Annotated in this window: 10 protein-coding genes; 6 read left to right on the top strand and 4 right to left on the bottom strand. The window is 44.1% G+C overall.

Translation table 11 applies throughout. The features are described from left to right. The first annotated feature begins 505 nt into the window (after positions 1–505). Together ACQY73_RS21585 and ACQY73_RS21580 are read left to right on the top strand one after the other, a co-directional pair. Complete coding sequence (locus tag ACQY73_RS21585) at positions 506–2,407, top strand: histidine kinase dimerization/phosphoacceptor domain -containing protein (RefSeq protein WP_428654832.1); 1,902 nt, start codon at positions 506–508, stop codon at positions 2,405–2,407. 10 nt (positions 2,408–2,417) lie between these two features. Next, positions 2,418–3,203 (top strand): LytR/AlgR family response regulator transcription factor, encoded by a 786-nt coding sequence (locus ACQY73_RS21580; RefSeq protein ID WP_428654830.1) that lies wholly within the window; start codon positions 2,418–2,420, stop codon positions 3,201–3,203. A gap of 116 nt (positions 3,204–3,319) precedes the next feature. Here ACQY73_RS21580 and ileS read toward each other — a convergent pair whose 3' ends face one another. Together ileS and ACQY73_RS21570 are read right to left on the bottom strand one after the other, a co-directional pair. Further along, positions 3,320–6,766, bottom strand: coding sequence for an isoleucine--tRNA ligase (gene ileS / locus ACQY73_RS21575; RefSeq protein ID WP_428654827.1), 3,447 nt, complete (start codon positions 6,764–6,766; stop codon positions 3,320–3,322). Positions 6,767–6,915: 149 nt separating this feature from the next. Continuing rightward, on the bottom strand, positions 6,916–7,647 hold the full coding sequence (locus ACQY73_RS21570) for a head GIN domain-containing protein (protein ID WP_428654825.1): 732 nt from the start codon (positions 7,645–7,647) through the stop codon (positions 6,916–6,918). A 274-nt stretch (positions 7,648–7,921) separates the two neighbouring features. Between ACQY73_RS21570 and ACQY73_RS21565 the strand changes: the two genes are divergently transcribed. The 4 genes from ACQY73_RS21565 to ACQY73_RS21550 all read left to right on the top strand — a co-directional run bounded on the left by ACQY73_RS21565 (position 7,922) and on the right by ACQY73_RS21550 (position 12,364). Continuing rightward, positions 7,922–8,500 (top strand): RNA polymerase sigma-70 factor, encoded by a 579-nt coding sequence (locus tag ACQY73_RS21565; RefSeq protein ID WP_428654823.1) that lies wholly within the window; start codon positions 7,922–7,924, stop codon positions 8,498–8,500. 14 nt (positions 8,501–8,514) lie between these two features. Next, positions 8,515–9,564, top strand: a complete 1,050-nt coding sequence (locus tag ACQY73_RS21560) for a FecR family protein (protein ID WP_428654821.1) — start codon at positions 8,515–8,517, stop codon at positions 9,562–9,564. 12 nt (positions 9,565–9,576) lie between these two features. Further along, entirely contained in the window at positions 9,577–11,532 is a 1,956-nt protein-coding gene (locus tag ACQY73_RS21555; RefSeq protein ID WP_428654818.1) for an STN and carboxypeptidase regulatory-like domain-containing protein, read from the top strand. 133 nt (positions 11,533–11,665) lie between these two features. Then, the gene (locus ACQY73_RS21550; RefSeq protein ID WP_428654816.1) at positions 11,666–12,364 is read left to right on the top strand and encodes a porin family protein; all 699 of its coding nucleotides are present in this window, start codon (positions 11,666–11,668) and stop codon (positions 12,362–12,364) included. 27 nt (positions 12,365–12,391) lie between these two features. Here ACQY73_RS21550 and ACQY73_RS21545 read toward each other — a convergent pair whose 3' ends face one another. After that, entirely contained in the window at positions 12,392–12,514 is a 123-nt protein-coding gene (locus ACQY73_RS21545; RefSeq protein ID WP_428654814.1) for a hypothetical protein, read from the bottom strand. 120 nt (positions 12,515–12,634) lie between these two features. After that, entirely contained in the window at positions 12,635–14,278 is a 1,644-nt protein-coding gene (locus ACQY73_RS21540) for an amino acid permease (RefSeq protein WP_428654812.1), read from the bottom strand. Positions 14,279–14,463: the final 185 nt, after the last annotated feature.

The following is a 14,463-nucleotide window of genomic DNA, read 5'->3' as shown; positions in this document are numbered from 1 at the left end:
CAATAGTATACAGGTGCAGAAAACTCAATAAAACTTTAGGGTATATATACGTAGTGAAACAATTTTATCATTTGAATTGACACCCATTTATCTATATTTTATTTTGTTTCTCAAGAAAATAACAAATTAAAATTTTGAGGTTCAAGAAAGAGTAAAAATTATCCAATCAATATCTTTTATATACCAAAATCACACCTTTCGTCCATGTTTTACCATTATTCATCCCTAATAAAAGTTGTAAAAAAAACATATTTGCCAAATTTGCATTACAGAAAACTCTATACTCAACGTTTTGAACAGGTTTCCCCGGCAAAGTTCAAGAGCTTTGTCGGGGCTTTATGTATACTTATCACCATTCAGGGCCTATAACTTTTCTATGAGTCGTTTCCTAATTTGGGTTTGCTTAAGTTTCCCTGTTAGCGTTTTATGGGCACAAGGCGTTACGGTCCCCGATAGCCTTTTACGCCTACCTTACGACTCTCTAAAAGTTCGTAGATTATCCAACTTGTCCCAAGACTTCGTTTTCAGCGGCAATTTTGAAAAAGCAAATGCGTATTTGCAGGCGGCCGTCAAAATGAATAAAACCGTACGTTCAAAATTCTGCGAAGCTGATATTCTTTCTCGTTATGGACTTTATTATCTCAATCAGCATGATGCCCCAAAAGCAATAGAGTATTATTTAAAATCCTATGAGCTTTTTGATCGAAACAAATTTTATCGGGGCGCTTTTTTAAGCATTAATAAAGTCGGATATGCTTATTTTAACCAACATGAATTTGAGAAGGCAGAGCAATATTACCAAAAAACCCACCGATATTTTTTGGACCATTCTGCCAAGCTGCCTAAGCTTTTTTTAGCCTATGCGCTCGAAAATTTCGCCTCGTTGGAAGGAAAACGCAAAAATCACCTAAAGTCGTTGGAATATAATGAACAGGCATTGGCGATCCTGAAAAATGAGCATGATGATGAAGCCTACTTCTCAGGGTTGTATAATTATGCGCTCAAACTCTCTCATCTGAAACGCACTGACGAAGCCGCCGCTCGGTTGCAGGAAGTAGCTCAATATGCAAAAAAGGCAAAAGATATCTATCTTGAAATGTATGTTCAGAAAGGCCTTTGCGGAATATACATTTCCACGAATCAGCCCGATGAAGCAATTAAAACGGCAAACTATGGCATAGAGCTTTCAAAAAACCAGTCGGAGCAGAAAGAACACCAAAAAGATTTTCACCAATTTCTCTCCCAAGCCTATGAGCAGAAAAGGGATTTCAGCGAGGCTCTATCTCATTATCAAAGCGCAGTAGCATTGAACGACAGTGTTCGAAACAATGAAAAAAAGAAGGCAATTGCTAAAATTGAAGCGGAGTTCCAGACAAAGCAGATACGTGAAACGACACTGATCCAGGCACTTACTCAACGTCAGATCGCTGAAACACAGCACCGGCTTAAGAAAGAACAAACAGAACATTTAGCTATGCTTAATGCCGAGAAAGAGAAACAATTAGCCTCTATCAAAGCACAGGCAGACGTTGACAAAACACGCTCTATTGCTGAAATCAGGACGAAGTATGCCACGACAGAAAAAGAAGCGCAAATTCGACAGTTAGACCGAGAAAACCGCGATAAAACGCGCCAAATGCAATGGTGGGCCACAGGAACAGGCTTATTGGCCCTGTTGTTGGGAGGAATGATCTTTCTTTACCAAAAAGTACAGAAACAAAATGTTATTCTTGCTTCTCAACGAAATCAGTTGACGAAACAAAATCATACCATCAGCGAACAGTCAGGTAAGCTCGAATTAATGATGAAAGAGCTTCACCATCGCGTCAAAAATAACCTACAGATCGTGTCCAGTCTACTGAATTTGCAAACGTACAATATGGAAGACCCCAAAGCGGTACGGGCAATTCGGGAAGGGCAACAGCGCATCGAAGCCATGTCGTTGATCCATCAGCGTCTTTACCAGAAAGAGCATCTTACAACCATTGATATGCAGGAATACCTAAGCAATCTTGTCGAAAGTATCATGCGGTCGTATGGCTACGATCCCGAGCATTTTGACCTTGCATTGGATATACAGGAAAGGGAGTTAGACGTTGAACTGGCGATGCCTATCGGATTGATCGTAAACGAGTTAGTTACTAATTCATTTAAATATGCCTATCATACCAACAATCATCCGGCATTAGCTGTATCTTTAAAAAGCGATAACGGCATTTCATTGGATGTACGCGACAATGGACCGGGCGTTGATATCGCTACGTGGCAAAACCGTAAAGGGTCATTTGGTAAAAAATTGATCAAATCATTGTCCGAACAACTGGGGGGAGAAGCACAGATACAAAACGAAAACGGCACTTGGTATCACCTTCATATTCCAATTACCCGTTTAAAAACTGTTGCTTAATACAATCAATATGCAGAATATTAAGATCCTGATTGTGGAGGATGAAGCTGTTGTAGGGCTTGATCTGGAAGCTCGACTTGAATCTGAAGGATACGAAATAGTGGATGTGGTAAACAATGGTCTTAAGGCGATTGAACTCTATAGAACGCTTCAGGTCGATCTCATACTTTGTGATATAAAATTGATCGGCACTATGACAGGCATTGAAGCGGTCAAAGAAATGATCGCTATTCGAGAAGCCCCTGTTATTTATCTTACCGCTCAGGCCGACCGCTCTACGATCGAAGCCGCCATGAAGACATACCCTTCGGCGTATATTACTAAACCTTTCAGTACTGAAAGTCTTAAAATAGCCATCGATCTGGCCATCAATAACTTTGCACTACGCGCTCAAAATCAGGTATTTTCAAAAGAAAAAGAGGACACTGTAAAACCGCTGAATTCAATTCCTAAATCCGCTGACCGGGAAACAATCCTGCAAATCAATGATTACGTTTTTATCAAGGAGAATTACAAATTTCAAAAATTATTGCTAAACGATATCCTCTTTTTTGAAGCTGATAAAAACTACACAACAATCCATACGGAGTCCAAAAAAATTGCTTTACGCCTTACGCTGAACACCGTACTTGAACGCCTCTCAACGCCTAAATTTATCCGTGTCCACCGCTCCTATGCGGTCAATATTGACAAAATCGATTCATTTGATGAGCATGATCTCACTATCGGGAAGTTTCAAATCCCGATTGGCAGGAGTCATAAGGAAGATTTTATGCGCTATTTTATGTTTCGCTAAACGAATTAGGGTGTGATTGTACCCCACCCTAAATCCCTCCCCAGTAAGGGAGGGACTTTATTACTCCCTTACTGGGGAAAGGGTTGGGGATAGGGGTTGAAATAATCACTTATCAACTAGCCTGCTACTTCAATTTTTACTTTCAGCAAAAACTCGTCGATCTCTATTTCCGTTGCAGAACCGTTTAGGTCAGCCACCAGATCCAATGATATCGCCTGGACTTCCTGACAAATGTAGTCTTTATTGGTAGTGACCGCTTCGGCCAATTCAGGGCTATTGTCCTGCACGGTGATCTTGATCTTATCCGTTACTTCAAAACCACTGTCTTTACGAAGGTTCTGAATACGATTGACTACGTCGCGGGCTAACCCTTCGCGGCGTAACTCTTCTGTGACCGTTACGTCAAGCGCTACGGTCAGGCTTCCCTGACTTGCTACCAGCCAGCCCGGTACATCTTCAGCAATGATCTCTACATCATCTCTCAACAATGAAAAATCCCCTGCTGCAAGTACGCCTTCTTTCTCGATCGTTGAAATGTCGGCAGCGTTCAGGCCGTTGATGATCGCCGCAACTTCTTTCATTTTCGGGCCGTATTTCGGTCCCAATGCTTTGAAGTTAGGCTTGATTTTTTTCTTCAAAATGCCGCTGTCGTCACTGACAAACTCAACGGCTTTCACGTTCACTTCAGACATAATGATGGGCGCAACGTGTTCGATCTGTTCGCGTATTTTTGTGCTCAGTACCGGAATAAGCACTTTTGACAACGGCTGACGTACTTTTATTTTGTTTGCTTTCCGCAACGAATGCACCAATGAACAAATGTCCTGCGCCAACTGCATCGACTCTTCCAACTCGGTATCTACCCAATATGCATCGTAGGTGTGCCAATCTGTAAAATGCACTGATTCGTGCCTGAACGGCGTATTTTTTTCGATAGACTCCTCCCGAACGTGGTCGGTGAGATTACGATAAAGCCAATCACCAAAGAACGGCGCAATCGGCGACATCAACTGCGCCACCGCCGCCAAACAATGTTGAAGGGTTTGATACGCTGCTCGTTTGTCGGTGGTCATTTCGCCCTGCCAGAACCGTCTGCGGCACAAGCGTACGTACCAATTGGACAGATCGTCGCACACAAAATCCTGAATCAAACGACCTGCTTTGGTTGGATTATAATTGTCAAACTGTTCGGTTACATTTTTGACCAATGTATACACTTTAGAAATGATCCAACGATCCAATTCGGTCAATTGCTCTTTCGGAACCCGATCAAACTGCTCAATCCGATAGCCATCCAAGTTGGCGTAAAGCGCAAAGAAATTGTAGGTATTGAACAGCGTTCCGAAAAACTTACGCTGTACTTCCACCACTCCGTCGATATTGAATTTAAGGTTGTCCCACGGTTCTGCGTTGGTGATCATGTACCAGCGCGGCGCATCAGGGCCGTAGGTGTCAATGGTTGCAAACGGATCAACGCCGTTGCCGAGACGCTTTGACATTTTGTTGCCGTTTTTATCCAACACCAAACCCGTAGAAACGACGTTTTTGAAAGCGACGGAATCAAACAACAAGCCTGCAATCGCATGTAAGGTAAAGAACCAACCGCGCGTTTGGTCAACGCCTTCGCTGATAAAATCGGCCGGATACGAAGTCTGTGATTCATTGACCGCCGTACCGCCCATACTTTGAGGATATTTATCCAAATTCTCAAACGGAAAATGGAATTGCGCATACGGCATCGCACCCGAATCAAACCACACATCAATGAGGTCTGTCTCGCGGGTCATTACTTTCCCCGAATCCGAAACCAAAAAGATCTCATCTACGTAAGGGCGGTGCAAATCAAACGCTTCCGTCCCTTTTGATTGCAGAAAAGACTCATTTTTAGCACGTTGTTCATCACTTAACGCAGCGCTTGCCAAGGCTTTTTCCAGTTCGCCCGTCAGTTCATCTATTGAACCAATGCACTTTTCTTCTCCTTCTTCGGTGCGCCAAATCGGCAACGGTGTTCCCCAATAACGGCTGCGGCTCAGGTTCCAATCCACAAGGTTTTCGAGCCAGTTTCCAAAACGCCCCGTTCCTGTGCTTTCCGGATTCCAGTTGATGGTATTGTTCAATGCCACCAAACGGTCTTTCAGTGCTGTTGTTTTGATAAACCAGCTATCAAGCGGATAGTACAAAACAGGTTTGTCAGTACGCCAGCAGTGCGGGTATGGGTGCTCGTATTTCTCCACTTTGAACGCCCGATTCTCTTCTTTCAACTTGATGGCGATCAATACATCGGTTGGCTTGAATTCAGGATCTTCCTGCTCGACAGCCGAGTAATATTGCTCTTTGACAAACCGTCCGCCAAACTCCCCGATCTCCGGTACAAAACGTCCCTGTTTGTCAACGATCGGTACTTCTTTGCCGTTTTCGTCGCGCACCATAATGCCCGGTACGCCGTTGGCTTTCGCTACCCTAAAGTCATCTGCCCCGAAAGTAGGCGCGGTATGCACTACGCCGGTCCCGTCTTCCGTGGTAACAAAATCGCCTAAAATAACTCGGAATGCTTTATCGGCGTCCTCGAGCGGCTGCACATACGGCAACAATTGCTCGTACTGAATACCTTCCAAATGCACACCTTTGAATTCCATCAAAACAGACCAAGGAATGACCTTATCGCCTTCTTTGTAGGTCGCCAAATTGACATCTTTTCCTTTTTCAGAAAAATACTTTCCTACAAGATCTTTGGCCAAAACCACGTTGATAGGCAAATGTGTGTACTGATTAAAGGTTGTAATCAACACGTAATCAATGTCTTTTCCAACGGTCAATGCAGAGTTGGCAGGCAAAGTCCAGGGAGTAGTGGTCCAAGCCAAAATGTAGATATCGTCGCTGTCGGCGGTGTCGAACAAATACCCCGATTTGCCGGTCAGTTTTACTTTGAACTGCGCTACAATGGTGGTATCCTTTACATCTTTGTACGTACCGGGCATGTTCAACTCGTGCGAGCTGAGACCTGTTCCGGCGGCCGGCGAATACGGTTGGATGGTGTATCCTTTGTAAAGTAATCCTTTTTCGTAAAGCTGTTTCAACAACCACCAAAGGCTTTCGATGTAGTCGTTTTTATAGGTTACGTACGGGTCGTCCATGTCTACCCAATAACCCATCTTCTCGGTCATGGTCAGCCATTGGTCGGTAAACCGCATGACAGCTTCCCGGCATTTTTTATTATAATCTTCAATGCTGATCTTGATACCGATATCATCTTTTTTGATGCCCAGTTCTTTTTCGACCTGCAACTCAATGGGCAGGCCGTGGGTATCCCAACCGCCTTTGCGCTTCACCTGATAACCGCGCAGGGTCTTATAACGACAAAACAGATCTTTGATGGTACGCGCCATCACGTGGTGAATCCCCGGCGTACCATTAGCCGACGGCGGCCCCTCATAAAAAGTAAACGAAGGAGCACCTTCCCGTACTTCTACTGACTTTTCGAATATCTGATTTTCTTTCCAAAACTGAAGGATGTCCTTGCCTACCTGTGCATAGTCCAATCCTTTATACTCTTTGTAGTTCATCGGCATTGTGATTAAAAAAATGCCGTTAATCGTTAGTTGTTGGGGTTATTATCCGAAAATGATGTTCATCATTTTCGGACAATTAACGTTTGACAATTAGCGATTAACGACTTTTCTAAAAGAAACCACAAAGGTAAGAATTTTTTAGCTTAATCTTTCTTCACACTGCTGCCGCCTGAGCTATTGGAACGTACTTCCGGGCTCCCGCGATACCGCAAACTACTGGCACCGCTCGCATCCACTTTTAATGTTTTATCGACCAATACATTGGCGTTGCTTGCGCCTGAAAGCTCCAGATCAACATTATCAACGGCATAATCAAAGCCATTCAGCTTCGATGCACCCGACAGATCTCCGGTCAGGCTCAGCCCCTGCCCGTGTAACGTCAGCGTAGAGGCACCCGAAAGATCAACATAAACGCGTTCCCAATCTCCGTCAACGGTTGACTTGGATGCGCCTGACAATTCAATGTCCAGATCACGGGTATTCGTAAATCCTTCAATGTTGGAATTGACGGCTCCCGAAAAATCTACCCCGCGCAATGTGGGCATCGTAATGTCGATGTCCATGTCATAGCGGCGGATTCTATAATTGCGGTAACGTATCACCAATTTACCGTTGCGATCCACAAAGGCTTCCAAATCACTGATATCGCGGCGGTCTCCGTGAACAAAAATACTGAATTGTCCTGACCGACGAACGCTGACGTTGAACGCATTACCCATTTCCAGTTGGTCAAAATCGCGCAGGTCGAAGGTTTGATTGTCAGGATTTTTCGGGTCTAAATGGGTATCTCCGTCAATGAAAATACAGGATTGCAATAAGGCTAACAAAAAGGCAAAACTTGCCAACTTGGCAGAAATCACTCGTAACTTTTTCATGGCTGTTGTAGTATTAATTAAACTGTTTTGGAAGAATGACAATTCAGATTTCAACCTCCCCTACTTCATTAAAAAAAATAATTCTCTTTTAAGATGCCGGTTCCTTCGGATAGGCTGCTTCAAAAAAAATATTTTGCCGACATAGGGGGAGCTTTCGATTCGCTTGTCATACCTAAAATGAGGTTTCAGCCATCATTTTTAACAACTCGTCACAAAAACGGCCCTATCGTTAAGGGTAAAGCGTTAACTTTGCTCCAAAACGATTCGTCATTTCGTGCAATTATCGGACACACAAATACTTACAGCCATTGGGCAAGGCGATGAAGGGGTTTTCGAACAGGTGTTTCGGAAGCACTACGCAAGCTTATGTGCCTACGGACGTTCGATCTTGCGCGATGCCGACGAAGCGGAGGAAATTGTCCAAACCGTATTTGTGAGCATTTGGGAAAAACGAGCCGAGCTCGAAATTACCCAATCGTTAAAGTCATATTTATACCGTGCAGTGCATAATCATTGCCTTAACCGAATCAAACACCAAAAAGTACGCGAAGAACATCAACAATACGCCACGCATTACCAAGAAACAACGTATGAATCGGTAAGTCAAACAGTCTATAAAAATGAATTGGAGCGGCAGCTTTCGGTAGCCATTGAAAAATTGCCCGAACAATGCCGGATCATTTTTAAGCTGAGTCGTTTTGATGAATTAAAGTACCAGGAAATTGCCGACCAAATGGGTCTTTCGGTCAAAACCATCGAAAATCAAATTGGAAAGGCTCTGAAAATTTTACGAATTGAACTTGCAGATTATTTACCTCTTTTGGTTTGGTTGGGACTAACAAATTATCTATGATTGACAACTACTAAATGGATTCGAACGCACATATTCCTGACGATTTACTGGCACGTTACGTGGCGGGTGAAACTACACCCGACGAAACACGTCAAGTAAAAACGTGGTTGGCCCAATCGTCCACGCATGAAAAGGAACTGCTTCGTTTTCAAAAAATATGGGAAGTTGCAGAGGTTGTTAAACCGACGGCAGAGGTTAATGTTGATTTGGCTTGGAAAAATGTAAGTAAGAAGCTAACGGCGACCGGTCAACAGCCTTCAACAGAAAATCCATTGCCATTTGTTATTCATAAGAATGACGCTGATATTCAGCCACTCGGTTCTGCCAAATCGTCTTCGGGCTTTGATTTTCTGCGTATTGCGGCAAGTATTTTGATTCTTTTAAGCGCCGGTTGGTTTGGGTATACATTCTTAGAAAAAAGGAAAGACCCTGCCGTTGCCAAAGTATTGAAAACGACGGAAAAAACCAACGAACAAATTTTGCCTGACGGCACGAAAATCTTTCTGAATCACAACACAACGCTTACTTACGCGGATGATTTTGGGAAAGAAACGCGTACGGTTACGCTCAAAGGAGAAGCTTACTTTGAGGTAAAACGTGATGAAAATCGCCCCTTCATCATTCATGCCAACGACACAGAAGTGCGGGTTTTGGGTACAGCTTTCAACGTACGTGCTTATGATAAAAAAGTAAACGTAGCCGTAACCAGCGGAAAAGTGCAGTTTTCGACCCCAAAAGCCAAAACGCTTTTAGTCAAAGACGAGGCAGCCACCGCTCAAGCCGACACGATCATTAAACTCCCCGCGATGGATCTGAATGCAATGGCGTACCGCACCAAAGTATTTGTGTTTGACCGAACCAATCTGGGCGATGTCGTCGCTTCCTTACGGGAAGGCTATCAAACCGACATTCAATTGAGCGGTCGTTTGAAAAATTGTCAATTAACGGCTCGCTTCGAACGCGAAAGTTTGGATGCTGCGCTAAGTGTTATTGCCGAAACGCTCCACCTTCAAGTCACCCGAAAAGGGCAAACGATATTACTGGACGGACAGGGATGTCCGTAAAAAACAACAGCCATGAAACAAGTACTGACTATCAACAACTTCCGCTTTTTGCACCTGCGGAACCGCGCAACTTACGTCATCATTCTTTGGATCTGCGGACTTCTGTCTTTGCCAACTCTGGCCCAAAAACCTTCTATTCTCGACCGGACCATTACGGTACGAGTCACCAATGAGCGTCTTGAAGAAGTATTACGCATCATTAGTGAAAAGGGAAATTTCAGCTTTTCGTACAATCCCAACGAATTTGATCTGAATCGGCGTGTTACGCTTAATGCCAATGTCAAAGCCATTCGTCAGATTTTGGAGGAAGTTTTCAAAGGTGGTGCTTCATATAAAGAGCGTCGCGGACACATTATTCTTCAAAAGGTTGCGGAAGTTCCCGTTGAAAAACCGGATATTATTATCAATGGCTACGTTTTTGACCGTGCTACGGGAGAGCGAATTGCCCAGGCCAGTATTTTCGAGAAACGCACGCTTGCTTCCGCAGTCACCAATCAGTCAGGCTATTATCGTTTAAAGCTTCCCGCTACGCTTACGAATCCGCGTTTGGAAGTACGGAAAGAAAGATACTTCGGTTCCAGCATTGCCGTTACCAATCAGGCGCTGGACATCAGCTTAGTGCAAATGCCGTTGGATGATAAATTACAGGCCATTTCCCCTCAATTAAAGTCTATTTCTCGTCCTGCAACTGATACGTTAAAATTTCGGGTCCCTGCCGTTCAGCCGGTACTGGTAGCCTCAACCGATACAATCCCCGGTCCTCAAAAACAAAAGCGTATTAACTTAGATAATGTTGAAAAAACGTTTGTGGACGCTTTTGCCACGGCTAAACAGGCTATTCACATCCAAAACGTGCGTGACACATTTTACCGACCGTTTCAGGTCTCCTTACTGCCGTTCGTGGGAACCAATCATGTCATGAGCGGAAACGTAGTAAACACATTATCTTTCAACATCATAGCAGGTTATTCTTTGGGCGTAAATGCGTTGGAAGTGGGTGGTTTTGCCAACCTTGTTCGATGGGATGTACACGGTGCTCAATTTGCCGGTTTTGCTAATTTAGTGGGTCGGAATGTGTATGGATTGCAGGCGGCAGGGTTTGCCAATGCGGTTCTGAAAAACTTTGAAGGAATGCAACTGTCCGGTTTTGTCAATGCAACGGGAGGCAATCATAGTGGCATTCAAGTAGCGGGTTTTGCCAATTTAGCAGGACGGAATTATTATAATGGTTTTCAAACCGCAGGATTTGCCAGTGTAACGCTCGGCAATATGTATGGCTGGCAGATGAGTGGATTTGGCAACGTAACGCTTGGTACTATGCGCGGTGTACAGATCAGCGGATTTGCGAATGCAGCCCTGAAAAAATTTCGCGGCGTACAGATCAGTCCCTATTTAAACTACGCACATATTCACGAAAAAGGGCTTCAACTGGGCGTATTTAACTATGCCGACTCGTCAGGCGCTTTACCGGTCGGCTTGTTCAGCTTTGTCAGATACAATGGCTATCGCCGTCTGGAAATCAGTACCGACGAGCTTAACTATGCCAATGTCAGCTTCAAAACGGGCGTACGGCAGTTGTACAATATCGTAACCATCGGCGGCAATTTCGGCATTACCGACAAACCTCTTTATACATTTGGATACGGACTTGGAACTGCGGTAAAATTAGGGCGCGGGTGGATGACCAACCTTGACCTCACTGCCAACAAAATCATGGAAGCCACCAATCGCTTCGACACTTCTAACGGGCTTTTTTATCGGGCAAGTTTAGGACTTGAAAAAAGAATTGTTGGGCGCCTCGCGCTTTTCGGCGCGGCTACTTTGACCGCCATGACGGCGCAACCCGGTTATCTGAAATTGGACAATTCCACTCGCTATCAACCCTTTCCAACCAGAACCCTCCGCGATGGCCTTGACCTGACCAATTGGGTAGGATTTCAGGCCGGTTTGAGGATTCTCAACCGTTAACAATCGTTAACCAAACATTCTGTGACAGGCTGAAATACCCCGCGTCTAAACGACGTTATGGATAAAACAGCTCTGAACATGACGCAAATTATACGTAACTTTTTTATTGTTTCATTAACCATCTTCCAACAAAATGAAAAGAGTACGTAATCTATTAACAGCCATCGCCGTAACAGTCGTGGGCCTTTCGACCCAAGCTCAAGTATACATCGGAGCCCGAGGAGGAATTTCTCTCGCTAAAACAACCGGTAACGGCGGATTCATCGAAAATTTTACGGGTAACCTTGATTATATCGTAAGCGGTAACGGAGCCATTTTTTTAAAAGTACCGATTGCCGGCGGATTATCTTTTCGTCCTGAGCTTGGCTACAAGCAAAGTGGAGCAGGGCTTTCTTCCAATAACCTATTAGACCTGATCGGGGTAAATATTCCGTTGGGGGGTAGCATCAAGCAACGTCTCACCTATATTCAGGCACCCATGTTGTTGCAATATGATTTTGGTGACGAAGACAGTCCCGTCCAACCCTACATCGTGGCGGGACCAACCTTCAATTATCTGGCGGCCGGCAAAATCGTTTCCCGCGCTGATTTGTTATTATTTCAAACACAACCTACGCGCACAAGTATTGGCTTAGGTACGTTCAATCGCTTTGAAGTGGGTGCCGCAGGTGGAGCAGGGCTTAGTTTTGACTTAGGAAGCGCTAAGATGTTCATTGAAGGCTGTTACGAACGCGGACTTACCCGATTGTATGATACGCCTATCGTTCGTGTTCCTGTTCACAATCAGAGTTTCAGCGTTTTGGCAGGTTTCGCCATACCGTTCGGCCAATAATGTGAGGCAGGTTTCTCAAAACCTGCCCTACACCGAACTTACTTTGGGTTGTAAGCAACCCGGTTGGCGGTTTTGAGAATCGCAGCGCGCACCGCCCGCCGGCACATCAGGTGAAGCAGGTTTCTCAAAACCTGCATTGAGGTTGCTCACAACCTCGTTTTAGTATCTCCTTAAAATAGTAACCTACCGGCGGTTTTTCAAAATCGGCGGCATAACAACAAAAAAACGCCTCTCATCAAGGCGTTTTTTGTTGTTATTAAAAGCAAGTTTTTATCCTTTCAACCAAGTATACAAATAGGCAACTGCATGTATAGCTGCAAAAATCAACGAGAAATAAAATAATCCCGTATCTCCTTCAATGGATTGGGTATGATGGAAAAACGCCACTACAGCCAATACAAGTGCAAGCGCTAATCCTGATAAACAAATTACTTTAAAATCGTCTTTTAAGGTTCCTGTTCCCGTAGAAAGTTTGCTGTTGTGAATACCATACCAAAGGTATACGTCAAAACCAATGATCATCCACACGATCAGACGAATCCATGTATCCAAAGGAAGGAAGGCCATCATGAAGAAACACGTTGCTACGCCTAAAATCGGCACCAAAGGCACCCAAGGTGTTACAAAGGCGCGAGGAGCGTTCGGCATTTGTTTACGCATAACAATGATACCGATACATACCAGAATAAAAGCAAACAATGTTCCGATACTGGTCATTTCACCTACTACCCTTGCCGGAATAAATGCCGCAAACAAACTTACAAACAGCATAAACAGCAAATTACTTTTGACAGGTGTTTGATACTTGGGGTGAACTTTTGAGAAGATACTTGGTAACAAACCGTCTTTACTCATACTGAAGAATACACGTGTTTGTCCCATAAGCATCACCAAAATAACGGAGGCATATCCTGCTAAAATAGCTACAATGATGGCACGGTTCAACCAAGGATAATCGGGAACAATCAATCCTGCGGCGTTGGGAGTTCCCATGTGCTCAATGGCAACGGCAACCGGCGCAATCCCATCCTGACCTTTGAAAGAAGTATAACTGGTCACTCCCGTCATTACGTGAGCAAACAAAATATAAAGAACGGTACAAATGGCCAAGGAAGCCAGAATACCAATAGGCATGTCTTTACGAGGATTTTTGGCTTCTTGGGCCGCCGTACTTACTGCATCAAATCCAATATAAGCGAAGAACACAATGGCCGCCGCTCGAATAATACCGCTGAATCCATACTCTCCGAAGGTACCTGAATTGTCAGGAATATAAGGCGTATAGTTGTCGTTGTTGATGTATTTCCAACCCAAAACGATAAAAATAATCACAACCGTTACTTTCAGCGCTACAATGATACCATTGACAGTAGCGCTTTCCTGCGTTCCTTTCATGAGCAATAAACTCATCAAAATAACAATAAATACGGCAGGAAGATTAATTAATCCGCCATCCCAAGGACCAACAGTAAGTGCAAGGGGCAGGTGAACATCAAACCCTTCCAGAAACTTTATCAGATAACGACTCCAACTGATACTTACTGTAGCTGCTCCAACCGCATATTCCAATACAAGATCCCAACCGATGATCCAGGCAATAAATTCACCCATGGTAGCATAAGAGTAGGTATAAGCACTACCCGCGACCGGAATCATTGAAGCAAATTCAGCATAACACAAACCTGCAAAAGCACAACCAAATGCTGCTACTATAAATGAAATGGTAATGGCGGGTCCTGCCTGATTGGCAGCAGCCCCTCCTGTAATAGAAAATAATCCCGCGCCGATGATAGCTCCAATACCGAGGGCTATCAAGCTGCCGGGACCCAATGTTCGTTTAAGTTGGTTACCTTCACCCGAGGACTCATTCATAAGTTTGTCCAAGGGCTTTTTAGTCCAAAGTTGATTTGCCATGCTTGATTAGGTTAGAAATTTTACGATAAGGTATAATAGTTTGCGACTGAAATATAGGTGAAAAATACGCTCTTATCGCCTTGTTACCAAACAAATGCGACGAAAAGTTATTATTAGGCAAAATAAAAGTGGTTAGCTGGATAAAGAACGGTTTGCTGAATACGCATTCAACTTTTACCATTCTC

The sequence above is a fragment of the Runella sp. genome (assembly GCF_965279615.1).
Taxonomy (GTDB): Bacteria; Bacteroidota; Bacteroidia; order Cytophagales; family Spirosomataceae; genus Runella.
Note: the sequence above shows the minus strand (reverse complement) of the source record. Positions and strands in the feature narration are given on the sequence as shown.

Coding starts and splice junctions, on each gene's coding strand:
- ACQY73_RS21580 (WP_428654830.1), top strand. CDS start 2,418: ATGCAGAATATTAAGATCCTGATTGTGGAGGATGAAGCTGTTGTAGGG.
- ileS (WP_428654827.1), bottom strand. CDS start 6,766: ATGAACTACAAAGAGTATAAAGGATTGGACTATGCACAGGTAGGCAAG.
- ACQY73_RS21570 (WP_428654825.1), bottom strand. CDS start 7,647: ATGAAAAAGTTACGAGTGATTTCTGCCAAGTTGGCAAGTTTTGCCTTT.
- ACQY73_RS21560 (WP_428654821.1), top strand. CDS start 8,515: ATGGATTCGAACGCACATATTCCTGACGATTTACTGGCACGTTACGTG.
- ACQY73_RS21555 (WP_428654818.1), top strand. CDS start 9,577: ATGAAACAAGTACTGACTATCAACAACTTCCGCTTTTTGCACCTGCGG.
- ACQY73_RS21550 (WP_428654816.1), top strand. CDS start 11,666: ATGAAAAGAGTACGTAATCTATTAACAGCCATCGCCGTAACAGTCGTG.
- ACQY73_RS21540 (WP_428654812.1), bottom strand. CDS start 14,278: ATGGCAAATCAACTTTGGACTAAAAAGCCCTTGGACAAACTTATGAAT.